Raw genomic sequence first — 22,034 nt, 5'->3', positions numbered from 1 at the left:
CGACCTCCCCCGAGCGTCAGGGCGTACGGGAGAAGGAGCGGCGGTACGACCGGGGCGGGACACCCCGGCGGCGTACGAACTGGGCGCGGAGCACCGCCGCGCTCCCGAAACCGACCGCGCGGGCGATCTCCTCGACCGGGAGGTCCGTGGTCTCCAGGAGCTCCTCCGCCCGGCTCAGGCGCAGGGAGAGCAGCCACGCGTGCGGGGTGGTGCCCGTGGAGGCGGCGAAACGGCGTGCGAAGGAGCGGCGGCTCATCAGCGCCCTGCGCGCCAGCTCCGCGACGGGGAGCGGCTCGTGGAGATGCTCCCGGGCCCAGGCGAGGACGTCGGTGAGCCGCTCGTCCCGGTTGTCCTCGGGTACGGGCGTGGCGAGGTACTGGGCCTGGCCGCCGTCCCGGTGGGAGGGGAGCACCAGGTCCCGGGCGATGGCGTTGGCGGTGGTGGCCCCGTACTCCCGGCGCAGCAGGTGCAGGCACAGGTCGAAGCCCGCGGCGGCGCCCGCGCCCGTGACGACCGGGCCCTGGTCGACGTAGAGGGCGTCGGGTTCGACGGTGACGTCCGGGTGGCGTTCGGCCAGCAGTCCGGCGAACCGCCAGTGCGTGGTGGCCCGCCGTCCGTCGAGCAGGCCGGCCGCGGCGAGCGCGAACGCGCCGACGCAGTGGGCCGCGACCAGTGCCCCGCGCGCGTGTGCCGAGGTCAGCGCGTCGAGCACGGCGGGTCCCGGGGGAGTGCGGAACTCCGCCCAGGGCAGTGCGATGACCAGGTCGGCCCCGGCCAGCCGGTCCAGACCGTGCTCGACGACGAGTGGCAGCCCGACGTCGGTGCGGACCGTGCCCGGCCGGTCGGTGCAGAGCGCGAAGTCGAAGAGCGGGAGTCCTCCGCCGCGCGCGTCGAACACCTCGGAGACGATGCCGGCGCCGAGCATGCCGACCCCGTGCGGGGCGTAGGCGGCGACGGTGACGAAGGGCGGCATGGGGCCGAGTCTGGCACGGGGTCGCGGGCGTGATCACGCGTGGGATCGCGGAGGATCGCAGGCGCGACCTCAGGCGGGATCGAGAGCGGGGTCGCGCCTGGGATCGCGGAGGGACCTCAGGCGGGATCGCAGGTGGCTTCGATGGCGCTGGCACGACGATGGCACGATTCCCGCGATCAGTGGCAGTGCGGCCACTCGTGAAGGGACGGGCCGCACAGGAGACTTGGGGGCATGACACACCACGACGACGCACCGAGCGGCCGCACCGCCACCTACACGATCCTGACCACCGGATACACGCTCTCCACCGGCCCCGGGGTCGCCGCCACCGTCTCGTACGTGCGGGACGGCGACCGGCATGTGATCGTCGACCCCGGCATGGTGGCGAGCCGCGACCGGATCCTCGGACCGCTCGCCGCGCTCGGCCTCGGCCCCGACGACATCACCGACGTGGTCCTCAGCCACCACCACCCCGACAACACCATGAACGTCGGCCTCTTCGGCCGGGCCCGTGTCCACGATCACAAGGCGATCTACGAGAACGACCAGTGGACCGACCGCGACGCGGAGGGCCACGAGCTGGCCCCGTCGCTGCGGCTGATCCGTACCCCCGGCCACAGCCCCGAGGACATCACCCTCCTCGCGGGCACCGACGCGGGCGTCGTCGCCTTCGTGGGCGACCTGTGGTGGCGGCCGAACGGCCCGGTGGAGGACCCGGTGGCCCCCGACCACACGGTCCTCAAGGACTCCCGCCTCCGCGTCCTGGCCACGGCCGACGTGATCGTCCCGGGCCACGGCCCGGCGTTCCCGGCGGACGACACGGCGCCGCTGTAGCGGGGATCGAGCACGGGTACGGCTGCGGGGCCCGGCTGCCGCCTAGAATCGACTTCCATGTCGAAGCCTGACGAGCTGCTCGTTGACATTGCCGCCACGGTGGAGTCCGGGCAGAGCAATCAGATGTCCCTGACGGTGGTCGTGGGGGGTGCGGTCCTGACCGGTCGACTGGCCCCGGAAGCCCTGTGGCGACAGCGCGTGTCGGAGGTCCTGACGGATTCCACCCGCCTGGGCGAGTTCTCCGGCATCTTCAGCCCCTCGGAACCCAAGGGCGGTCCACCCACCCACCTGCACTTCCACCTCGCCCGGATCCTCCAGGGCACGGTGGGCATCCCGGAGACCGGCGGGATGTACCGGGTCGCCCTCGAGGACGTCAGCGCCTGGACGGTGGGCGACTTCAGCTACTTCGACCACTGAACCGGCCGACTCCCCCGAGTCCTGTGACCGCGGTGCCCCCGTTGGCCCTGTGGGCCACGCCGACGGTCGGGCGTCAGAAGCTCAGAAGGTCGTCTCGGAGGGCGAGGACTGCTCCTCGGCGGTGACCGTGAGGCAGGTGAAGCCGAGCTTGGTCATGGCCCGCACGACCTCGCCGGCGCTGAAGTCACGGCGGTCCTGGCGGGTGACGACCTCACCCACCTGCTTCACGGGGTACTGGCGGCGCCCGATGACGACGACGTCACCGATGGCGGGCTCGGGCTTGACGCCCTTCATCGATTCGAGCACGCCGGCTTTGGTCAGCTCGAACGGGAAGCGGGCGATGACACAGCGCATGGTGACTCCTGCGGAGAAGTGGTCCAGAAGGGGGCCGGCCAGGAAATTCCCGCAGCCGATGAGGGGTGCTGAAGGGTACTGCGAGGTGCTGAGAGGTACTCAGGGTTGCAAAGAGCTGAGGCCCGCACCCCAAAGGTGCGGGCCTCAGCTCGTCAGCTTGTGCTACGCGTCAGCGCCGGGTGTCAGGCGGGGACGATGTTCTCGGCGGTCGGGCCCTTCTGGCCCTGCGCGATGTCGAAGCTCACCTTCTGGCCTTCCTGCAGCTCACGGAAGCCGGAGGAGGCGATGTTCGAGTAGTGGGCGAAGACGTCGGGGCCGCCACCGTCCTGCTCGATGAAGCCGAAGCCCTTTTCCGAGTTGAACCACTTCACGGTGCCAGTCGCCATGCCAAATTCTCCTTCGGGGCAGTGCTCGGAGCCCACACTGTGTGTGCTCCGTGTCGCTGCGATGATCGCCCCGTCCGGAAAAAGCCCGGAAATGAAAAAGGGTGCCCAGCGCCGGATAAACCGGGAGGGCACTCGTACGTTCGGGACCCACAACTGCAACTGATATCGACAGTAGCACGATGGGGCGGAGAGTGCGGGGTGAAGATTTCGCCCTGTCGCATCCCGTGTGTTTACATGACAAATTTTCACCGCGCGTAGCTTCGAATTCTCGCGGGGGCGATCTCGGATTTGCGACCGCGCGGAGCAGCGGTCGGGAGGGCCCCGACGGGCCCTCGGCAGGACTTCCACGGGACTTCGACGGGGCCTCAGTCCCGTGACTCAGGTCACATTTCCGAGCGGATGGCCGGGTCTCCCGGGGGCGGTCGTCACAGCGACACCCCCGCGACCCGCTCCCACCACGAGGAAGGCCCGCCATCGGCGGCCCTGCTCAACACCCCTGCCTGCGCCGCCCGTTCCGCCATCGCAGCGGAAGCCCGGCGTCCGCAGCTCGGCGGGGTCGTCGGAACTCGCCGTGGCGGCTGCGACGCCGAGCCGCTGACACCGCCCGCGCGCCGGTGGTGTCAGCCGGCGGCCTGCGCGATGAGCGCGGCGATCCGGGCCTCGTCGGCGGCGGTGAGCTCCGTCAGGGCGTAGCTGGTGGCCCACATGGTGCCCTCGTCGAGCTGCGCCAGGTCGCTGAAGCCGAGCGTGGCGTACCGGGTCTTGAACTTCTGCGCGCTCTGGAAGAAGCAGACGACCTTGCCGTCCTTGGCGTACGCGGGCATCCCGTACCAGGTCTTCGGCGCGAGGCCCGGCGCGTGCTCCTTGACGATCTCGTGGAGCCGCTCGGCGAGGGCGCGGTCGGTGTCCGTCATCTCGGCGATCTTCGCGCGGACGTCGGCCTCCCCGTCGGTCTTGGCCGACCGCGACCCGCGCTGCGCGGAGCTCTTGAGCTCCGCGGCGCGCTGCTTCATCGCGTCCCGCTCGTCCTCGGTGAAGCCGTCGTACTTCTCGCCGCTCTTGCCGGTGCCGGGGCTCTTGGCGGACGACCGCGTGTTCGACATGACGGGGTTTCCTCTCACAAGGCGGGATGGGGACTGCTCCTGCGTACGGGTGCAGGTGTGGGCGGGGGTACGGGTACGTGCAGGGGTTACGGGTACGTCGTTCGCGGCGTACGGGTCAGGAGGTGGCGGCCACGGAGGCCGCCTCCCAGGCGAACCCGTCCGGGTCGGTGAAGGCGCCGGTGCCCTCGCCGCCGAGCACGATCCGGTGGGACCCCTCGCCGTCGACGGGGACGCCGACGTCCTTCGCGAGGGCGCGACGCCCGTACAGGGCGAGCTTGACCGGGCTGTCCTCGGCGGCGGCGAACTCGACGTACTTGCGGCCGAAGCTCTTCGCGACGGTGAGGCCGTGCTCGACGTAGAACGTCCTGCTCGCGGCGACGTCCGTGGCCCCGATGAGGAGGACGAACGCGTCGACGCGGCCGGTGGCCGGGCCGGCGTCCTTCTTGTTCGAGGTGGCGACCTTCCAGATGGTCCCGTCCGGCGCCCGGAACACGCCGCCGTAGCCCCAGAAGGACTTCGAGGCGGGCTTGAGCGAGGTGGCGCCGGCGGCGAGCGCGGCGTCCACGAAGTGCCGGACGTCGGCCGGCCGGTCCACCGTGAGCGACAGCGAGAACCCGCGGAAGCCGCTGGTCGGCGCGTCCGCGGCCCGCAGACGCACATGGGCGCCGAGACCGGAGGCGGTGTAGAAGCGGTCGGCGGCCGGGAGGTCGGCCACCTCGAGGGTGATGGAGGCGATGGCGTTCATGAGAATCACGCTAGTTGCGGGCGCTCACCGGTGCTTCTCGATTCCTGACCGGTCGGGTGACCTGCTTCGCCACGCACGAGGGCAGCCCGGCCTCGCCGTCGGCGACCTGGCGCTTGTAGACGCTGGGCGGTACGCCGACGAGCTCGGTGAAGCGGGTGCTGAACGTGCCGAGCGAGGAGCCGCCGACCGTGAAGCAGACGTCGGTGACACTCAGCTCGCCCTGCTGGAGCAGGGCCATGGCGCGCTCGATGCGGCGCGTCATGAGGTAGGAGTACGGGGACTCGCCGTAGGCCTGCCGGAACTGGCGGCTGAGGTGCCCCGCCGACATGTTCACGCCTCGGGCGAGTGCCTCGACGTCCAGCGGCTGTGCGTACTCCCGGTCGATCCGGTCGCGAACGCGGCGCAACCGCGCCAGATCACTCAGGCGCTGCGCCTCGGTCAGTGCGCTCATCCACGCAGGATGACACATGAGGGGAATCCTTTCAGCGGAGCTCCTGGACGCGTACGAGGTTGCCCGCGGGATCACGGAAGGCGCAGTCGCGCACGCCGTACGGCTGCTCGGTCGGCTCCTGGACCACCTCGACGTCCCCGGCCTGCACCTTCTCGAAGGTGGCGTCGAGATCGGGGGTGGCGAGCAGGATCCAGCCGTAGGTGCCCTTGGCCATCATCTCGGCGATGGTGCGCCGCTCGGCCTCGGTGATCCCCGGGTCGGCACCGGGCGGCGCGAGCAGGATCGACGTACCGGGCTGTCCGACGGGCCCGACGGTGATCCAGCGGGTCCTGCCCTGCCCGACGTCGCTGCGCACCTCGAAGCCGAGGGCGTCGCGGTAGAAGGCGAGGGAGGCGTCGGGGTCGTCGTGCGGGAGGACGGTCGTGTGAATGGTGATGTCCATGCCCACAAGCTAGTTGGGCACGCGCGCCCCCGCTTCTCGATTCCTGACGAATATCAAGGCTGCGAGAGCTCGACTTCGCGGACCCGTGCCCCATCGCGACCGTCGCGCTGGAGGTGGCCAGTGCGCATGAACCGCTGCGCGTGGCCACCGCCGAGGTGTTCGCGAGCTGGACGGACGGCCTCGCCGCCTTCTACCGGGCCGGAGGCATCGCCGAGCCCGCCGCGCGCGAGACGGCGAGCTCGGTGATCGCCCTGCTGGAGGGCGCGTTCATGCCGGGCCGCGCCTCACGACGTACTGATCCGGTGACGTCCGCGCGCGGCGGCGGACGTCGTCCGTGCGGCGACGCCGTCGGACACCGGGGGTGTGTGACGAGGAGTGGCTCGACTCCCGTCTCAGGAAGGCGAGTTCGCGTAGCCCGAGACCGGCGCCGACGGGCGGAGGTGCCGGAACGCCACCCGGGCCAGGTCGAGGAGGCTCAGACCGAACATCAGGACACCCAGCGGGATATGGAAGCCCATCACGTGCCCGATGCCCAGGATCACCTGCAGCGACGCGAGGAGCAGGAACCCGGTCGCGTAGAGGATCGGCCGGGCCGGGGCGCCGCCCGGTCGCCACGCCAGGATCGCGGCGAGCAGGTACAGCATCGACGCGGCGTACATGCCGCGGGCACCGGCGCTGTGCAGCGTCTCCCCGTACTCCGTGGACAGCGCGAGCCCGGACGTGACCGCCTGGAAGAAGATGCCCACGGTCTGGAGGGCGATCGAGACGCGCACGAACGTCGCGAACCGGGCCCCGCGCCGCTCCGCCGCCGATGCCGTCATCGATCCCACCGTCTGCGCCGCCGTGCCTGCTGTCGTCCGCGTGGCCATGATGATCCCCGTCCTTCCGCTGCCGGTCGCTCTCTCGACGGTCCGACGACGCAGCCACGGAGAATGTGAGGCGCGGTACCAGGGTTATGGAGTGATGCGCGTCTCGTCGATCATGACGAGTGCGGATCGAACGAAGGGGGCCACCACCATGAGCAGCCGTACGGAACCGGAACCCGGGCTCGCGCCCGTACCCGACCTGCCCGAGGGCGAGTACCGGCAGTTGATCAACGTCGCCTACCGGCTGCTCGGCTCCCTGGCCGAGGCGGAAGACGCCGTTCAGGAGGGCTTCGCCCGCTGGTACGCGATGTCCCCCCGGCAGCAGGAGGCCATCGAGGCCCCCGGCGCCTGGCTGACGACGGTGGTCGGCCGCATCTGCCTCGACGTACTCGGCTCGGCGCGGGCGCGGCGCGAGCGCTATGTGGGGGAGTGGGTCCCGGAGCCGTTGCCCGACACGACGGAGTGGATGAACGGACGGCCGGGCGACAGCGGGACCGACCCCGCCGACCGGATCGCCCTGGACGAGTCGGTCGACATGGCGTTCCTCGTCGTCCTCGAATCCATGACCCCGGCCGAACGGGTCGCGTTCATCCTGCACGACGTCTTCCGGTACCCCTTCACCGAACTGGCCGCGATCGTCGGCCGTACCCCCGCGGCATGCCGGCAGCTCGCGTCGTCGGCCCGCCGCCGGGTCCGCGCGGCCCGGCCTCCGGAGACGCCGACCGGCCTGCAGGCGCGGGTCATCAGGGACTTCAAGCAGGCGTGGGAGGCCCAGGACATCGCGGCCCTCGTCGGTCTGCTCAACCCCGACGCCACGGTGGTCGTCGACGGCGGCGGCCTGGTCGGCGCGGCACTCCGCCCGATCACCGGTGCCGGAGAGATCGCCCGCTACATCGTCGCGATCGGCGACATGGCGCCCGGCATGAAGCTGCTGGTCCGCTCGGTCAACGGCCGCGCCGGCCTGGTTGCCCAGCGCGCCGGCACCACCGTGACGGTGGCGGCGTTCGGCCTGGAGGGCGACCGGATCACGCACATCTGGGCGGTCCGCAACCCGGAGAAGCTCCAGCCGTGGACCACCACCTGATCAGTGCACCAGTGGCATCAGTGGTCGGAGAAGGTGGTGTCGTCCAGCGCCGGGTAGTCGGTGTACCCGGCCTCTCCGCCCACGTACATCAGGCCCTTGTCCCGCAGGGGGTTGAGCGGCGCGCCGATGCGCAGCCGTTCCACCAGGTCGGGGTTGGCCAGGAAGGCGCGGCCGAGGGAGACCAGGTCGGCTCCGGCGGCCAGGAGGCGTTCGGCTTCGTGCCTGCCGCCGTCCTCGGGGAGCGGTCCCGGCCACGGCAGTACCGGGTTGGCGATCAGCGTGCCCGCCCAGTGCTTGCGGATGTGCTGGAAGAGGGGCTGGTCGGGGTCGGCGAGGACGACGTGCAGATAGGCGAGGCCGGTGCCGGCGAGGGCGTCGACGAGCGCCGGGTAGACCTCTTCGATGTCGTCCTCGTGCATGCCGTTGGCGGTGACGCCGGGGGCGATGCGCAGACCCACCCGGTCGGGGCCGATCGCCTCGGCGACGGCCTCGACCACCTCCCGCACGAATCGGATGCGGCCGGCCACCGTGCCGCCGTAGGCGTCGGTGCGGTGGTTGGTGCCCGACGCCAGGAACTGGTGGAGGAGGTAGCCGTTGCCGCCGTGCACCTCGACCCCGGCGAATCCGGCGTCGACGGCGCGGCGGGCCGCGGCGGCGAAGTCGGCCACGGTGGTACGGATGTCGTCGAGGGTCATCTCGCGCGGTACGACGGCGTGCTGGTGTCCACCGGGCGTGAAGATCGTGTCGGGGAGCGCGATCGGTGAGGGCGCGACGGGCGTCAACCCGCCGCTGTTGTCGGGGTGTCCGATGCGTCCGCCGTGCTGCAGCTGCAGGAACATCCGGCCGCCGGCGGCGGCCACGGCCTCGGTGACGCGACGCCAGCCGGCCACGTGCGCCTCGTCGTGGATCGCGGTGATGTTCGGGTACGTCTGGCCCACGGCGTTCGGCGTGGAGGCCTCGGCGATGATCAGGCCCGCGGAGGCGCGCTGCGCGTAGTAGGTGGCCATGATCGAGGTCGGAACGCCTTCGTCGGAGGCGCGGTTGCGGGTCATCGGCGCCATCACGAGGCGGTTGGGCAGGGGCAGGGCACCGAGTCGGGCGGTGTCGAAGACGCTGGTCATGGACCCACTCTCGAACGGACCGACGGACCGAACAAGATCGATCTCATCTACGATCGGTGCGCCAGACTCACCGATGAAGTCACCGATGAAGTCAGCGGTGAACTCACCGGTGAACTCACGAGGGAGGTCGGCGGTGGAGCGCCACGAGATCGAGGTTTTCCTCACGCTGGCCGAGGAGTTGCACTTCAGGCGCACCTCCGAGCGTCTCGGACTGGCGCAGGGGCGGGTCAGCCAGACCGTCAAGAAGCTGGAGCGCCGCCTCGGCGTGCCGCTGTTCACGCGCACCAGCCGCCATGTCGCCCTGACCCCGACGGGCCGTCAGCTGCGGGACGATCTGCTCCCCGCCCAGGAGCAGTTGCGGCGAGCCGTCGACCGGGCGATGGCCGCCGGACGGGACATCAGGGGCGTGCTCCACGTCGGCTATTCGAGCGCCATGGTCGCCGAGATCCTCCTGAAGGCCATCGACGTGTTCCGCTCCCGCCATCCGGACTGCGAGGTCGAGATCCACGAGGTGCAGATCTCCGATCCGTTCGGTCCGATCAGGAGCGGCCGGCTCGATCTCCAGGTGACCGAGCGCCCGGTGGAGGAACCCGATCTCACCCTCGGCCCCGTCGTGCTCCGTGAGTCCCGCATGCTGATGGTCCCCCTCGGCCACCCCTTCACGCGGCGCGCGTCCGTGTCCCTGGAGGACCTGGCGGAGGCGACCCTCCTCGCCGTCGCCGGGGCCGTACCGCAGTACTGGCTGGACTACCACTACCCGCGGCACACTCCGAGCGGGCTGCCCATTGCGCACGCGCCCGCCACCACGTACTGGACCGAGGTGCTGAACCTCGTCGGCCGGGGCAAGGGCGTCTCGTGCGCCAGCGAGGCCGCGCAGCGCTACTACGCGCGGCCGGACGTGGAGTGGGTCCCCTTCAGCGACGCGACGCCCATCGAGTACGGATTCCTCTGGCCGACGGGCGCGGAGAACGCCCGGATACGCGCCTTCACGGACACCGCCTGCGAGGTGGCGCTCAGCGGCCCGGCTCGGATGCCGCCGGGAGCCTCAGGGTGAGGAAGATCAGAAGCGCGAACGCGATGACGGCGGCGACCGTGCGGATGTTGTTGAACATCTCCCAGCGGTCCAGGATCTCCGCGTGATCGGCCGGGGCCGACGTGCTAGCCCATTCCTTGATGCGGCCGTTGATCGGGACGTTGCCCAACCGGGTGACCAGGAACGAGGCGAGCGCCAGCAGGCCGGCCGCCCCCGCGAGCAGCCGGGTGCGGCCGTGTGTCAGGGCGGCGAGAGTCAGCGAGCTGAGGATCGACGCGCCCATCGCCGCCTGCATGGTGATGCCGTTCATCTTCATCAGCTCGGCGTGGAACGACAGCCGTATGTCGAGCGGTACCGCGTCGAAGGTCGGCACGAGGTTGGCCGCACCGTAGCCGAAGGCGCCCGCGAGGAGCCCGGTGGAGAGGAGGGCCAGGCCCTGGAAGAGGCGTACGCGCATGCTCGTCGGCTCCCTTGCGTCGGTGGTCATGGTCGGTCATGGTGCGCGGTCGGGGGCCGGGGTGGCACTTCGGGCGGCCACGCGGTGCGCTGAGGGCCCGTGTCCCGGCGTCACGGCCGCCCAGGTCCCCTGCGCAGCGCACCACGTCCGCCGACAGCCGCAGTTCGGCCGTGGCGCGGTCAGGCCGTGGCCCCCGCCCGGGCGCGGCTCCCGGTCTCCTGCCGTACGACACGCCGGCGCCGGGACGGCATGCCCAGGGTCGGCTTGGCGACGCCCCAGGCCGCGCCCTTGCAGATCAGCTCCTTGTAGAGGGCGGCCACGCGGCCCGTCAGGGCCTTCTCGACCGCTTGGTCGTCGGCGGTGACGAACTGGATCAGGCCCTCCTTGCGGCCGAGGGAGATGCACTGCTGGGAATAGCGGATGGAGACCTGGGGCGCCTCGGTGTCGGCGAGGCGGGCGGCGAGGGTGTCGGCGGCCAGCCAGGCCATGGGGATGCCCGAGGCGCAGGACATGCGGAGCGGCTTGTCGCCCGGGCCCATCGCCATCGCCGCGTCGCCCACGGCGTACACGTCCGGGTGGGAGACCGAGCGCATCGTGGTGTCGACCACGATCTGGCCGCGGTCGGTGACCTCCAGGGCGGTGGCCCGGGCGATCGGGTGGACGGCGAAGCCGGTGGTCCAGACCGTGACCTCGGCGGGGATGGTCCGGCCGTCGGCGGTCGTCACGCCGTGCGCCTCCACGGTGTCGACCGCGGTGTGTTCGTGGACCGTGATGCCGAGCTTGTCCACCACCTTCCGCAGGTGGGCGCGGCCCTTCTCCGAGAGCCAGTCGCCGAGGGTGCCGCGGGCGGCCAGGGCGACGTCGAGGTCCGGGCGGGCCTCGGCGATCTCGGTCGCGGCCTCCAGGCCTGTCAGGCCGCCGCCGACCACGACCACGGGCCGGCCGGCGTCCAGGGCGGCCAGGCGGTCGCGGAGCCGGAGGGCACCGGGGCGGCCGGAGATCTCGTGGGCGTGTTCGGCGGTGCCGGGGACGCCCCCGTCGTTCCAGCCGCTGCCGAGGGCGTAGACCAGGGTGTCGTACTCCAGTTGCTCCCGCTCGGGGCCGTTCGCGGTGGCGACCGTCACCGTCTTGCGGTCCACGTCCACGGCGGTGACCTTCGCGAGCTTCAGCTCCACGCCCGTGCCGGCGAACATCTCGCCGAACGGGCGGGGCCTGAGGTCCTGGCCGGCCGCGAGCTGGTGCAGCCGGACGCGCTCGACGAAGTCGGGCTCGGGGTTGACGAGGGTGATGGTGACGTCCTCGTGGTGCAGCCGCTTGGCGAGGCGGCCGGCGGTGACGGCTCCGGTGTAGCCGGCTCCGAGGACGACGATGCGGTGCTGCATGTCCGTGCTCCTGTCTGGGCGGGGCCGCCGTTGTCCGGCGTGCTTTCCCCCCTTGAACCGGACAGCCCCCCGTTCCCTGACAGGATCGGAATGTGACCTGCGTCACGCCTCTTCAGAGGGTGTAGAGCGGGGCCTCCCCGTGGTCCGCGGCGGCCCACTGCTCGGTCGCGCGGACGAGCTTGTCGGGGTTGACCTGGTGGCGGACCGCGGCGATTCCCTCCGAGGTGACCTCCAGGCAGGTGATCGCGACGACCCGGCCGTCCACGGCCGCCACGATGGCGGGCCCGCCGTTCGCGGTCGTGGCGTAGATGTCCGGCGCCCCGCCGACATGGGCCCGCTTGGCCGCGCTGGGCTTGAACAGTCCGCGCATGAACGTGGCGACCGCGAGCGCCCCCTCGAACGCCTTCGCGCGGGCCGGGACCTTGCCGCCGCCGTCGCCGACCGAGACGGCGTCCTGAGTGAGCAGGCGTACGAGGGGTTCGGTACGGCCGGTGGTCGCCGCTGCCAGGAACTCCTCGACGATTCTCCGGGCGGCGGCGTCGTCGATCTCGGTGCGCGCCCTGCCGTCCGCGATGTGCTTCTTGGCCCGGTGATAGATCTGCTGGCAGGCGGCTTCGGTGATGTCCAGGATCTCGGCGATCTCCCGGTGCGGGTACCCGAAGGCCTCGCGCAGCACGTACGCCGCCCGCTCGTTGGGCGACAGGCGCTCCAGCAGGACGAGGACGGCGTACGACACCGACTCGCGCTGCTCGGCGGTGTCGGCCGGGCCGAGCATCGGGTCCCCGGCGAGCAGCGGCTCGGGGAGCCACCTCCCCACGTACGTCTCGCGCCGGGCGCGGGCCGAAGTGAGCATGTTGCGGCACAAGTTGGTGAGGACCTTCGTCAGCCAGGCCTCGGGCACCTCGATCCGCTCGACGTCAGCCGCCTGCCAGCGCAGGAACGTCTCCTGTACGGCGTCCTCCGCCTCGCTCGACGAGCCGAGCAGCCGGTAGGCGATGGCCTCCAGCCGGGGCCTGGCAGTCTCGAACCGGTCCACGTCACTCATGATCAAGGCCATGCTCGCGATCCTAGGAGCCGCGGGCCGGGAACGGCAGGGAGACAACGTGCACCGGGTGAGGTCCTGCGCCGAAATCCACTGGTGCGGGCGTTCGCCGGACTGCTGGGATGGCCGCATGAGCCTGTTGCACGCTGGGGCGGCCGAGGTCGTCGTACCCGTCCTCGTCCGTGATCTGACGTCCGCCGACCTGCCGGCCTGTACCTGGTCGGGCTCAGCCACCCACCTGGTCCACGTGGCACGCGAGCTGGACCGCGCGGCTGCCGGAGAGGTGGACTACCTGGCCGTCTGCACCCCGGCCGGTCTGCCGGTGGCCATCGGCGGCGTCGACTATCAGGTCGCGGCCGGTGCGGGCACGTTGTGGCAGCTCGGCGTACTTCCGGCCCTGCAGTCCTGCGGTCTGGGCACCGTCCTCATCCGGGCCGCGGAGGACCGCATCAGGGCACGCGGCCTGCGGCGGGCGGAGCTCGGGGTGGAGGAGAGCAATTCACGGGCCCGGGCACTGTACGAGCGACTGGGGTACGTGGCCTACGGCCGTGAACCCGACGCCTGGGACGCGGAGGGCCCGGACGGCTCGATCCGCCGGTACGAGACCATGTGCACGTTGATGCGCAAGGAGTTGGCGTAAGGCGTCGTCGGAGGGGCTTGTCGTCGGGACTTGTCGCAAGGAAGGCAGGGCAGCCATGGCTTCGGAGGTGTGGACTTCGGTCCTCTCGCTCACGGGTGTCGCGCTCGGCGGTGGTCTGACGGCGATCTCCCAGCGCGCGACCCTGCGGTCCGCGGAACGGTCGGAGGAGCGACGGCGGAGGGCTGACACCGACGAGGCGCGCCGGGCCGAACAGCTCCAGGCGATCAAGGACTTCATCGCGTGCGCCCAGGAAGCCGAACGAGCGGCCTACAGCCGCCCTGAATCATGGGGCGGTGAGGACGGCTGGAGTGGAACCGCCGCCGCCGCCATGACCACCCTGTGGGTCGCTGAACGGCACCTCGTGCTGCTCTGCGATCCGGGCCTGCACGCCCCTGTCCATGCGTACGGTCGCGCGCTCAACCAGGCGGTATGGCGCGAGATAGGCGACACCGAGGTCAACGAGCACCTGGAGGAGCACAAGGCCGCTTTCATGGCCGCGGCCCGCGCAATCCTGACCTCCCTGTCAGGCCGGGCGTCATGAGCGTCGAGCCGATGGTGATCCCCACAGGACTTGTCGTACTCGTCGGACCGCCGGCCGGCGGGGAAGGACATCTCCGCCGCTGATGTCAGCGCCTACGCCGCGGTCATGAGCCGGGACGCGAGCAGCGCCCGACTGTGGGCGGAAGGCGCGGTGTTCGTCTACGACGTCCCCGGGCGAGGGCAGCGGGTCACGCCTGCGGAGGCTGCCCGGCGATTCGCGTTCACCGCCCCCTGAGCAGGTCACCCGGGACGTCGGTCGCCGTGGGGCGGGGTGAGCAGCCCGTGCAGGTGGTCGGGGCCCTGGCCGAAGCGGGGCAGGCTGTTCACGGGGTGGTCGGGCGCTGTCTCGTCCGGCATGGCCGGGGGCCACGTGTACAGCTCGCGGACGGTGTAGGCGAGCTGGTACAGCCACAGGCGATGGGCCAGATCGGTATGGGCGAAGAGCTCCGGGTAATCGGCGGCCAGTCGGCCGAGGAGCCGCGTCATCTCCTGCGGGGACAGGAGTTCGGCGTCGCCGGACCCGGCCCAGTCGACCGAGCGGAGAAGGGAGAGCAGGTCCAGATCGGGCGGCCCGAGGCGGACCCATTCGAAGTCGAGGACCGCGGTGATCCGGCCCTTGTCCCAGAGCAGGTTCGCGAAGTGCAGGTCGCCGTGCACGACGCCCTGCGGCTCCTCCAGGTACGGATCGAGGCCGGCCAGCTCGGCGAGTCTGGCGGCGACGAGGCCGAGGCCGGGCGTCGGCGAGGCATGAGCGGCCAGGGCCTGGGCGCGTTCCACCGGCAGCGGACACAGGTCGGCGCCCACGAGGGCCTCCGGGCCCGTCGGCCGGGAGTGCAGGTGTCCCACCAGCAGGTTCCGGACCGGCTCGGGCGGCTGCCAGGTGTGCAGTGCCCTTAGTACGTCGGCCAGTTGGGCGGTGGCCTTGCGGCGCTCGCCGTCGTCCAAGGTCGGCCAGACCGCGTGCAGCCCCTGCCCGGGCATCCGACGGGTGACCGTCCAGGCCAGCTCGCCGTCGTCGCCGGCCGCCAGGATCTCGGGACAGGGAATCTCCGGGGGCAGCAACGGCACGACCGCCGCCTCGCGTCGCAGTCGGCCGATGTCACCCCGCCAGCACACACGGACGATCCGATCGCCGATGCGCCAGGCGTCGTTGGAGTAGCTCTCCAGCGGCACGGCTTCGACATCCGGGGGCATCCCCAAGGCGGACAGGACCCGGGTCAGCCGTTTCCCGGCAGGCGTGTCGATCACGCGCTCCACCCTTCCCGGTCGGCCGTGGCGGGGGCAACGCATTTGTGTCCGGGCGGTTCGTCTCCAGCCGGATGGGGCCGGCGAGGGCTCTGCCGCGCCCGGAGCGACCGCTGTTCACCGCTGTTCACCGCTGTTCATCGATGATCACCACTGGTCACCGCTGCCGAGGGTGCGGACGGGACACGCGCCCACTGTCCTGCCGATGTCGAACGCCTGGTCAGGTCCTCCCCGGTGCCGGAGGGTTCCACGGCTAGCCTCCGCATCATGCTGCGTATCGTCGACACCCGCACCGGCCACCTCGTGGAGATTCCCTCCGTACGCCGTCATCTGCTGAGCATCTGCGTCCATCTGCCGGTCGGCGACGCCGGGATCGGCCTGATGGACCTGCGGGTGCTCCTGGTCGGTGACGTACTGGCGCGCACGGCGGAGCTGCACGGCCTGCAGTCCCGCACGTTCCTCACCACGCCTGACCTGCCGCCCGAGCAGGACGAGGCGCTGGGGCGCGCCATGTCCGCTCTCGGCGTCCACCCGCCCGCCGTCGGTGTTCACCATCCGCAGGGAACGCTCTGCGCCGCTGCCGACGTGCACGTCCACGCGTACGGGACCGCCGCACAGGACACGGTCGGCGGGGTCAGCGTCGAGGTGGGCCGGGTCGGCCCGGAATCCCGGGAGGGGGACGTCCCGGACCGTGCCCACCTCCTGGCCCCCGGGCCCCTGGACGCCGTCGCCCCGGAGGGGACCGATCCGCTGGCCGTGAGGTTGCTGCTGCTCGGCCACACCTACCGCACACCGGTCACGGTCACCGGTACCGCGCTCGACGAGGCCCGGCGGACGCTGGGCGACTGGCGGCAGCAGGTGGCCGACTGGGCACAGGAGCCGTCCAGGCCGGTCCCTGCCGATGTGCTGCGACACGCCCATGACGTGCTGGCCGATGACCTCGGCGTACCCGCCGTCCTGGACACGCTGGCCACCGTGGCGACGCGCGCCGACGTACCGGCCGGTGCCAGGTTCGAGACGTTCGCCTTCCTCGACCGCGTCCTCGGCCTCGACCTCGCGCGCGAGGTGGGTCACCAGCACCGGGCGACGCCATGACGCCGGGCGCGTGGGCCTCATGGCGGCAGTCGTTGCAACGGCCCCAGCGCACTAGCTCCGCCGAGGCCGCCCTTCCGGATCGTCACACGTGAGAGTGCTCGATCCACGTTCAATTGTACGACCGTAGGCCGGGCGGGCTGGGAGGCGGAGCGGGCCATCGGGCGGTCCGGCTCAGCCGCGTTCCTCCTCTTCGGCCTCCATGCGGCGGATTCCCTGGTGGGTGAGGGAGACCATCGCGGGTGTGTTGCCCGGTTCCCAGTCGACGGTGATCAGCTCCTCGCCGGCGAGGTAGGTGCAGGCGGCGGCCAGGTCCTCCTCCGGGATGCGCAGGTCGTTCCGCAGTTTCCGCCCCGGGACTCCGAGGAGACGGTTGCCTTCGGTGGCTTCGTAGAGGGCGGTCAGGACCCGTTCGCGGTAGACCTGTCGCTCGCGGAGTGTCGCCATGATCGAGTCCTTTGGTTCATGCGAAGGCCCGCTGCCGCTCACACTTCGTCGACGTGGGCGAGTGAGAGGCCGGCGGGTGGGTTGTCCCGGGTGTCGGGTGCCCCACCCGCGGCCCTCGGCCGGAGGAGTGGTCCGAGGTGGTCAGGGCCAGGTGCCCGTGAGCCGGTGGCCGGCGGGTTGTCCGGTCGGCGGGTGGTGGCTGTGGCCGGGGGGACGGGCGATGGCCGGGTAGGGGTCGCTGAAGTGGTGGGCCGCGATGCGTGCGTCGTGCTGGGCGTTGAGCCGGTGGATGAGGCGCATGCCGAGCGCGATCAGCACGGCGGCTGCCGCGAGTGCGATCAAGGTCTCCATGACGTCACCTCCGCGGGTTCCCGCGGATCAGGATCATTCGTGCTCCGACGACCGGGTGCCGGCGCGGCGGCAGGGCGGCCGCTCCGACGACCGGGTGCCTGCGCGGCGGCGGAGCGGACCCGCCGTCGGTCTCCCAGGCGTTCTCACTGCTCCGGGCGTCCCGCACGCGGCGGCCGGTCGCGGCCTCGTCGGACATCAGGACTCCGGCGGTGTGGAGGTTGCCGGGGGTGGCGGCGGCGGCCATGAGCCGGGCGGCTGCGGCGGGTTCGGTCTCGGACGGGATCACCAGCAGGTCGCAGCGGCCGACGGTGTAGGAGAGCAGGATCATCTTGTCGGGGTCCTGTTCGGTGAACCAGCCGACATGCACGATGTGCCCGGTGACGGCGACCTTGTGCGGGACGACGGGCCAACGGGCGGGGTTCACCGCGACGCGTGTGATGCGTCCCCAGCGCTCCTCCAACGCGTCGACCAGGGGCGGAAGTTCGGTGGTGAGGTCACGCGACCGAGGCCACCAGGCGCCGTCCAGGAGGCCGGCGAGTGTGGTCTTCGGCGTCAGCGAGAGGCGCGCCGAAAGCGGGGGTGCGAGGGTGGCGGTCATGATCGCGGACCCGTCTCCGGGCCGCCCTGCAGGGCGGCCCAGTGTCTTGATCGCCGGAAACGACGTCCGCGTGGGAGCGGGTGCTCGAGTTACTCCCGGTAATTCGAGCCTACTCCGCCCGGTGGCCGGACGAGCGTTTCTGACCAGGTGACATCCGGTCGCCCGTACCGCCACCTCCACCTCACGGCACGTCCCTGGCCCCGTCCCGGACGGCCTCGATGACCGAGTCAGCCGCGCCACTCGACCACGACGAGCGTGGCGTCGTCCGAAGTGGCCTCGCCGCGTGCCCGCTTGAGCGTGTGGGAGAGGTCCCGTGCCACCGCGCGGACCCCGCGGTCAGCCTTCTCCAGCTGATTCACCCAGTCGATCAGCTGGTCCTCGCCGAATTCCTCCTGCCCGCTCTCGTGTTCCTCGATCAGCCCGTCGGTGAACCAGAGGACGCGATCCCCCGGTTCGAGCGTCACGCCGCTGACCTGCGGCTGGGCTCCTCCGAAGCCGACGGGAAGGGTCGTGGGGCTGTCCAGGCGGCGTACGACGCGGTGCCGGCGGATCAGCATGGGGGCGGGATGTCCCGCGTTGACCCACTGGAGGTGTCCCGTGTCGGTGTCCAGCCGCATCATCTGCGCGGTCACGAAGTGGTCGGGCTCGAACTGCTCGGCCACGGCCCGGTCCATGAAGAGATAGATCTCGGACAGCTCGATGCTGATCCGGCGGGCGTGCCGGTACGCGCCGATGGCCACGGTGGCCATCGTGGCCGCGTCCAGGCCGTGGCCCATGGCGTCGATCATGGCGAGGTGGAAGGTGTCCCCGTTCAGGGCGTAGTCGAAGCTGTCGCCCGCCACGTCGTATGCGGGTTCCAGGACGCCGGCGACGGCGACGCGCGGCGTCACCATCGACAGCGGCGGCAGCAGCGACCACTGGATCTCGGCGGCGACGCTCATCGGTTCGCTACGGCGGGTGCGGAAGAAGAGGTCGGTGTGGCCGTTCTTGGTCCGCATCATGTCGGCGATCAGAGCGGCGACCCTGCGCAGCAGGCGGCGGTCGTCGTCATCGACGGCGTCCAGGGTGACGGCCAGGACGCCCGCCTGGTCGCCCCCGTCCAGCAACGGCAGCAGGACCCGTACGCCGTCGGGCAGCACGAGTTCGACCGGGCGCGAGGTGAGGAAGCACCGGCCGGCGTCGGAGTGGTCGATGGGCTGCGGTTCGCCGCCCACCAGCCCTTCGCCGGGCAGGGGGACCAGTCCTTGTTGCCCGTAGTCCTGGAGCAGGATCTGCGGGTCCCGTCCCCCCAGCCGGGCCACCGTGTCGGCGAGGACCGGCCCGACCAGATGGGGAGGCAGCTCGTGGGCCCGGTCGACGAGACCGCCCAGCAGCCCCTCTCCGAAGCTCTCCGAGCGATCCGGATCCCCGTGCTGTCCGGCTGTCATCCAGTCGCCTCCCACCGGGCGGGCTGCGGAACCCTCGTCCGGCACTGGCGTACGAGGGGGCGGGCGCCGAGGCCGCTCGGGGCCGGCGCCGGTCCGCACGGCGCCGCGTCGGCGGCCGGAGTCAGCCGGACCCGGGACCCGGGCTCGTACCGGGGGTCTCGTCATCAAGAATGCGCCTCGGCGGCCGGGCGAGCCACACGGTGGCGATCGCCCCCTTGCGCAGGCGCCCAGGCCCAGGGTGCGGAAGCCTTCGCCCGTCAACCCGCGCGCCCCTGAGCTCGGTGCCGGGACGGCGTCTACAGCGTCTGCAGATGCGCCCTGCCAGGCCGCGTGGCATTTTTGAGCGAAATATGCGCTTTGGGTGAGGAGGGGTGACGTGGCGGAGCTGAGCCGGACCAGCCCGAGCAGCGCCGACAGCCGTGCCACCGACAGCCGTGCCACCGACAGCCGTGGCACCTACGAGCTGCCGCTCATCGCGGCGAGGGGGTGAGCCCGCGGTGGGAGACGCCATCGGGCAGATGCTCGCCTCCGCGGTCGGCATCGCCATCAGCCCCGTGCCGCTGATCGTCGTGATCCTCATGCTGGCGACCCCCAAGGGCAGGGTCAACGGCATCGCCTCACGGCGGGCTGGGTGGTCTCGCTCGCGGTGCTCGTCACGGTCGTCGTCCTCGCCGGATCGGGCGGCGACGCCTCCGGCGACGACGGCCCGGCCTCCTGGACGCTGTGGCTGAAGCTGGGGCTCGGCGTGCTGTTCCTGCTCATGGGCGGCAAACAGTGGAAGGACCGGCCGAGGGAGGGGCACCCGGCCGAGCCGCCCGGCTGGATGAAGGCGATCGACACCTTCACCCCGGGCAAATCCACCGGATTCGCCGCCGTCCTCGCCGTCGCCAACCCCAAGAACCTGGCCCTGGCGGTCGGCGGCGCCGTCTCCATCGCCGCGAGTACGGCCTCGACCGGCGGCAAGACGGTCGCCGCCGTCCTGATGGTGCTGATCGCGTCCCTGTGCACCCTGCTGCCGCTCGGCGTCTACCTCCTCGGCGGACAGAAGTCGGCGACGGTGCTGGGCGAGTGGAAGGCATGGATGGCCGCCCACAACGCGGCCATCATGACCACCGTCCTGATCGTCCTCGGCGCCAAGTACGTCGGCGACGCGGTGAGCGGGCTGGCGGGCTGAGCGTGCGCGTACCCGTCCGCCGACTCCGGCGCCGCCTCGGCAGGCCGAAGGCGGCGGACGTGGGCTCCGGCCTGGTCACGGGCCTCTTCTCGATCCCCGAGGGCATGGCGTACGCGGCCCTCGCCGGCTTCAACCCGGTCGCGGGTCTCTACGCTGGCGTCGTCCCCGCGATCGTCGGCTCCCTCACCGCCCGTACCGTCCTCATGGTCACCACCCTGACCAGCGCCATCGCCCTCACCTCCCAGAGCGTCCTGTCCGACGCGGGCCTCGACGCGAAGGACCCCGGCAACATCGCGACCCTCACGCTCCTCGCCGGGCTCGTCATGCTCCTGATGGGCGTGCTGCGACTCGGGGCGGTGATGAGTTTCGTCTCGAACGCCGTCATGACCGGCTTCTCCACCGGCATCGCGCTCCAGATCGTCACCGGCGTACTGAAGGACGCGACCGGCTACAAGCCGCAGGGCCACAACCGCCTCCACCAACTCGGCGACTGGATCGCCCACATCGGCGACTGGGCGCTCGGCGCGACGCTCGTCGCCGTCGCCACGATCGCGATCTGGGCCGCGACCCGGCTCGTGAAACGCCTCGAACCCGTCGCCCTGCTCGTCGCCATGGTCCTGGCGAGCGTCGCCGTGGCCGTTCTCGGTACGGACGTGGAGCTCGTCCGCGACATCGCCCACATCCCGGCCTCACTCCCCGGCTTCTCCGCGCCCGACCTGTCCGTCGTCCCCGAGCTGCTCGGCGGCTCGGTCGCCGTCGCCCTCGTCGCCCTCGCCCAGGCCGCGAGCATCGGCCCGTCCGTACCCAACCCGGACGGCTCCCGTTCCTCCGTCAACGGCGACTTCGCCGCCCAGGGCCTGGCGAACCTCGCCGGCGGCCTCTTCCAGTCGCTGCCCTCCGGCGGCTCCCTCTCCCGTACGGGTGTCGCCGTCTCCGCCGGGGCCCGCACCCGCTGGGCCGGCATCTTCTCCGGCGTCCTGCTCGCCCTGATCGTCCTGGTCTGTGCCCTGCTCGCCGAACGCATCCCGATGCCCGTCATCGGCGGGCTGATCCTCGTCGTCGGCGGCGAACTGATCTGGGGGAAGCGCCACGACATCCTGCTGGTGCTCCGCACCTCGCGCCTGTCGTCGGCCGCGATGATCCTGACCTTCCTCGCCACCACCCAGCTCCCGCTCCAGCAGGCCATCGTCCTCGGAGCCGTACTGTCCCTGCTCCTGTTCTGCGTACAGGCGGCCCGGCAGAGCAGGCTGGTCGCGCTGTGGCGGGCACCCGACGGACGGTGGCACACGGCCGAACCGCCCGAGCGGCTGACGCCGGGCGAGGTGACGGTCCTCGACTACGCGGGCACCTCCTTCTTCGCCGAGCTGCCCCGGATCGAGAGCCGGCTGCCCCGGCCGGACACTGCCGGGCCCGCCGTCCTCGTCCTCGTCGTACGGACCCTGCCCGACGTGCCGTCCTCTGCGGTCCTCAAGCTGCTCGACCGGTACGCGGCGAGCCTGGCCGCGCACGGGGGCCGGCTCGTCCTGTGCGGGGTCCAGCCCCCGCTCGTGGGGCTCCTGGAACGGTCCGGGCTCGCCGCCCGGCTCGGCGACGGCGGGATCGTACCGGCGCGGCCCGAGCTGTTCGCCCCGCTGGAGGAGGCGGTCGCGGAAGCCGAGGCGTGGCTCGCGGCCCGGCGGCAGAACCCGTCCGACTCACCCGGAGACCGGCAGAATCCGTCCCTCCTCCCCGGGGACCGGCAGAACCCGCCCCTCCTACCCGGAGAGCGGCCTCCGGAGGGACGCCCTGCCCGCTGACCTCCCCCACTTGCCCAGAAGCCAGGATCATCCC

Annotated in this window: 27 protein-coding genes and 1 pseudogene; 11 read left to right on the top strand and 17 right to left on the bottom strand. The window is 71.6% G+C overall.

Annotation, left to right across the window (positions count from 1 at the left end):
• Positions 1–16: 16 nt before the first annotated feature.
• Positions 17–973 (bottom strand): GlxA family transcriptional regulator, encoded by a 957-nt coding sequence (locus tag OG462_RS21555; protein ID WP_406059845.1) that lies wholly within the window; start codon positions 971–973, stop codon positions 17–19.
• A 231-nt stretch (positions 974–1,204) separates the two neighbouring features.
• On the opposite strand from OG462_RS21555, the gene OG462_RS21550 reads away from it, so the two are divergent.
• A complete protein-coding gene (locus OG462_RS21550) occupies positions 1,205–1,807 on the top strand; it encodes an MBL fold metallo-hydrolase (protein WP_406059843.1) in 603 nt (200 codons plus the stop codon).
• A gap of 57 nt (positions 1,808–1,864) precedes the next feature.
• On the top strand, positions 1,865–2,224 hold the full coding sequence (locus tag OG462_RS21545) for a hypothetical protein (protein ID WP_406059841.1): 360 nt from the start codon (positions 1,865–1,867) through the stop codon (positions 2,222–2,224).
• An 81-nt stretch (positions 2,225–2,305) separates the two neighbouring features.
• Here OG462_RS21545 and OG462_RS21540 read toward each other — a convergent pair whose 3' ends face one another.
• The 6 genes from OG462_RS21540 to OG462_RS21515 form a co-directional block, all read right to left on the bottom strand.
• Positions 2,306–2,578, bottom strand: a complete 273-nt coding sequence (locus tag OG462_RS21540) for an SCO5918 family protein (RefSeq protein WP_406059840.1) — start codon at positions 2,576–2,578, stop codon at positions 2,306–2,308.
• A gap of 182 nt (positions 2,579–2,760) precedes the next feature.
• Complete coding sequence (locus OG462_RS21535; RefSeq protein WP_055598357.1) at positions 2,761–2,964, bottom strand: cold-shock protein; 204 nt, start codon at positions 2,962–2,964, stop codon at positions 2,761–2,763.
• 620 nt (positions 2,965–3,584) lie between these two features.
• On the bottom strand, positions 3,585–4,067 hold the full coding sequence (locus OG462_RS21530; RefSeq protein WP_406059838.1) for an iron chaperone: 483 nt from the start codon (positions 4,065–4,067) through the stop codon (positions 3,585–3,587).
• A gap of 115 nt (positions 4,068–4,182) precedes the next feature.
• Positions 4,183–4,812, bottom strand: coding sequence for a glyoxalase (locus OG462_RS21525; RefSeq protein WP_406059836.1), 630 nt, complete (start codon positions 4,810–4,812; stop codon positions 4,183–4,185).
• A gap of 10 nt (positions 4,813–4,822) precedes the next feature.
• On the bottom strand, positions 4,823–5,263 hold the full coding sequence (locus OG462_RS21520) for a helix-turn-helix transcriptional regulator (protein ID WP_406059834.1): 441 nt from the start codon (positions 5,261–5,263) through the stop codon (positions 4,823–4,825).
• Between the two features lie 31 nt (positions 5,264–5,294).
• Positions 5,295–5,705: a VOC family protein gene (locus OG462_RS21515; RefSeq protein ID WP_406059832.1), complete on the bottom strand. Its 411-nt coding sequence runs from the start codon at positions 5,703–5,705 to the stop codon at positions 5,295–5,297.
• 50 nt (positions 5,706–5,755) lie between these two features.
• On the opposite strand from OG462_RS21515, the pseudogene OG462_RS21510 reads away from it, so the two are divergent.
• Positions 5,756–6,010: pseudogene (locus OG462_RS21510) on the top strand (TetR family transcriptional regulator C-terminal domain-containing protein); the annotation flags it as partial.
• Between the two features lie 87 nt (positions 6,011–6,097).
• Here OG462_RS21510 and OG462_RS21505 read toward each other — a convergent pair.
• A complete protein-coding gene (locus OG462_RS21505; RefSeq protein ID WP_406066640.1) occupies positions 6,098–6,526 on the bottom strand; it encodes a hypothetical protein in 429 nt (142 codons plus the stop codon).
• 196 nt (positions 6,527–6,722) lie between these two features.
• Between OG462_RS21505 and sigJ (OG462_RS21500) the strand changes: the two genes are divergently transcribed.
• Positions 6,723–7,655: an RNA polymerase sigma factor SigJ gene (gene sigJ / locus OG462_RS21500; RefSeq protein ID WP_406059830.1), complete on the top strand. Its 933-nt coding sequence runs from the start codon at positions 6,723–6,725 to the stop codon at positions 7,653–7,655.
• 17 nt (positions 7,656–7,672) lie between these two features.
• Here the strand turns inward: sigJ (OG462_RS21500) and OG462_RS21495 are convergent, their stop codons facing one another.
• Positions 7,673–8,776, bottom strand: coding sequence for an alkene reductase (locus OG462_RS21495; RefSeq protein ID WP_406059828.1), 1,104 nt, complete (start codon positions 8,774–8,776; stop codon positions 7,673–7,675).
• 133 nt (positions 8,777–8,909) lie between these two features.
• Between OG462_RS21495 and OG462_RS21490 the strand changes: the two genes are divergently transcribed.
• The gene (locus OG462_RS21490) at positions 8,910–9,830 is read left to right on the top strand and encodes a LysR family transcriptional regulator (protein WP_406059827.1); all 921 of its coding nucleotides are present in this window, start codon (positions 8,910–8,912) and stop codon (positions 9,828–9,830) included.
• Here the strand turns inward: OG462_RS21490 and OG462_RS21485 are convergent.
• From OG462_RS21485 to sigJ (OG462_RS21475), 3 genes are all read right to left on the bottom strand, one after another.
• Complete coding sequence (locus OG462_RS21485) at positions 9,790–10,296, bottom strand: anthrone oxygenase family protein (protein WP_406059825.1); 507 nt, start codon at positions 10,294–10,296, stop codon at positions 9,790–9,792. The genes OG462_RS21490 and OG462_RS21485 overlap by 41 nt on opposite strands.
• A gap of 149 nt (positions 10,297–10,445) precedes the next feature.
• A complete protein-coding gene (locus OG462_RS21480; RefSeq protein ID WP_406059823.1) occupies positions 10,446–11,648 on the bottom strand; it encodes an NAD(P)/FAD-dependent oxidoreductase in 1,203 nt (400 codons plus the stop codon).
• 112 nt (positions 11,649–11,760) lie between these two features.
• Positions 11,761–12,705, bottom strand: a complete 945-nt coding sequence (gene sigJ, locus OG462_RS21475; RefSeq protein WP_406059821.1) for an RNA polymerase sigma factor SigJ — start codon at positions 12,703–12,705, stop codon at positions 11,761–11,763.
• Positions 12,706–12,820: 115 nt separating this feature from the next.
• Between sigJ (OG462_RS21475) and OG462_RS21470 the strand changes: the two genes are divergently transcribed.
• Genes OG462_RS21470 through OG462_RS21460 form a run of 3 tightly spaced genes read left to right on the top strand, consistent with a single transcriptional unit; the run spans position 12,821 to position 14,105 of the window.
• Positions 12,821–13,330, top strand: coding sequence for a GNAT family N-acetyltransferase (locus tag OG462_RS21470; RefSeq protein WP_406059819.1), 510 nt, complete (start codon positions 12,821–12,823; stop codon positions 13,328–13,330).
• Between the two features lie 55 nt (positions 13,331–13,385).
• Positions 13,386–13,871, top strand: coding sequence for a hypothetical protein (locus OG462_RS21465; protein WP_406059817.1), 486 nt, complete (start codon positions 13,386–13,388; stop codon positions 13,869–13,871).
• A 30-nt stretch (positions 13,872–13,901) separates the two neighbouring features.
• Complete coding sequence (locus tag OG462_RS21460; RefSeq protein ID WP_406059815.1) at positions 13,902–14,105, top strand: hypothetical protein; 204 nt, start codon at positions 13,902–13,904, stop codon at positions 14,103–14,105.
• Between the two features lie 5 nt (positions 14,106–14,110).
• Here the strand turns inward: OG462_RS21460 and OG462_RS21455 are convergent, their stop codons facing one another.
• Positions 14,111–15,118 (bottom strand): phosphotransferase, encoded by a 1,008-nt coding sequence (locus tag OG462_RS21455; protein WP_406059813.1) that lies wholly within the window; start codon positions 15,116–15,118, stop codon positions 14,111–14,113.
• Positions 15,119–15,382: 264 nt separating this feature from the next.
• Here OG462_RS21455 and OG462_RS21450 point away from each other — a divergent pair, with 264 nt between their 5' ends.
• Positions 15,383–16,210 carry a hypothetical protein gene (locus OG462_RS21450; protein WP_406059811.1) on the top strand — a complete coding sequence of 276 codons (828 nt, stop codon included), beginning with the start codon at positions 15,383–15,385 and terminating at the stop codon, positions 16,208–16,210.
• 171 nt (positions 16,211–16,381) lie between these two features.
• Here the strand turns inward: OG462_RS21450 and OG462_RS21445 are convergent, their stop codons facing one another.
• The 4 genes from OG462_RS21445 to OG462_RS21430 all read right to left on the bottom strand — a co-directional run bounded on the left by OG462_RS21445 (position 16,382) and on the right by OG462_RS21430 (position 19,030).
• Complete coding sequence (locus OG462_RS21445; RefSeq protein WP_406059809.1) at positions 16,382–16,654, bottom strand: hypothetical protein; 273 nt, start codon at positions 16,652–16,654, stop codon at positions 16,382–16,384.
• 141 nt (positions 16,655–16,795) lie between these two features.
• On the bottom strand, positions 16,796–17,005 hold the full coding sequence (locus OG462_RS21440; protein WP_406059808.1) for a hypothetical protein: 210 nt from the start codon (positions 17,003–17,005) through the stop codon (positions 16,796–16,798).
• 4 nt (positions 17,006–17,009) lie between these two features.
• Entirely contained in the window at positions 17,010–17,603 is a 594-nt protein-coding gene (locus OG462_RS21435; RefSeq protein WP_406059806.1) for a DUF5994 family protein, read from the bottom strand.
• Positions 17,604–17,830: 227 nt separating this feature from the next.
• Positions 17,831–19,030, bottom strand: a complete 1,200-nt coding sequence (locus OG462_RS21430) for a PP2C family protein-serine/threonine phosphatase (protein WP_406059804.1) — start codon at positions 19,028–19,030, stop codon at positions 17,831–17,833.
• Positions 19,031–19,661: 631 nt separating this feature from the next.
• Between OG462_RS21430 and OG462_RS21425 the strand changes: the two genes are divergently transcribed.
• Both OG462_RS21425 and OG462_RS21420 read left to right on the top strand, forming a co-directional pair.
• Entirely contained in the window at positions 19,662–20,204 is a 543-nt protein-coding gene (locus OG462_RS21425) for a GAP family protein (protein WP_406059802.1), read from the top strand.
• Positions 20,205–20,206: 2 nt separating this feature from the next.
• The gene (locus tag OG462_RS21420; RefSeq protein WP_406059800.1) at positions 20,207–22,000 is read left to right on the top strand and encodes a SulP family inorganic anion transporter; all 1,794 of its coding nucleotides are present in this window, start codon (positions 20,207–20,209) and stop codon (positions 21,998–22,000) included.
• Positions 22,001–22,034: the final 34 nt, after the last annotated feature.

This window comes from Streptomyces sp. NBC_01077 (assembly GCF_045162855.1).
GTDB lineage: Bacteria > Actinomycetota > Actinomycetes > Streptomycetales > Streptomycetaceae > Streptomyces.
This window is presented reverse-complemented; position numbering and strand designations above follow the sequence as displayed.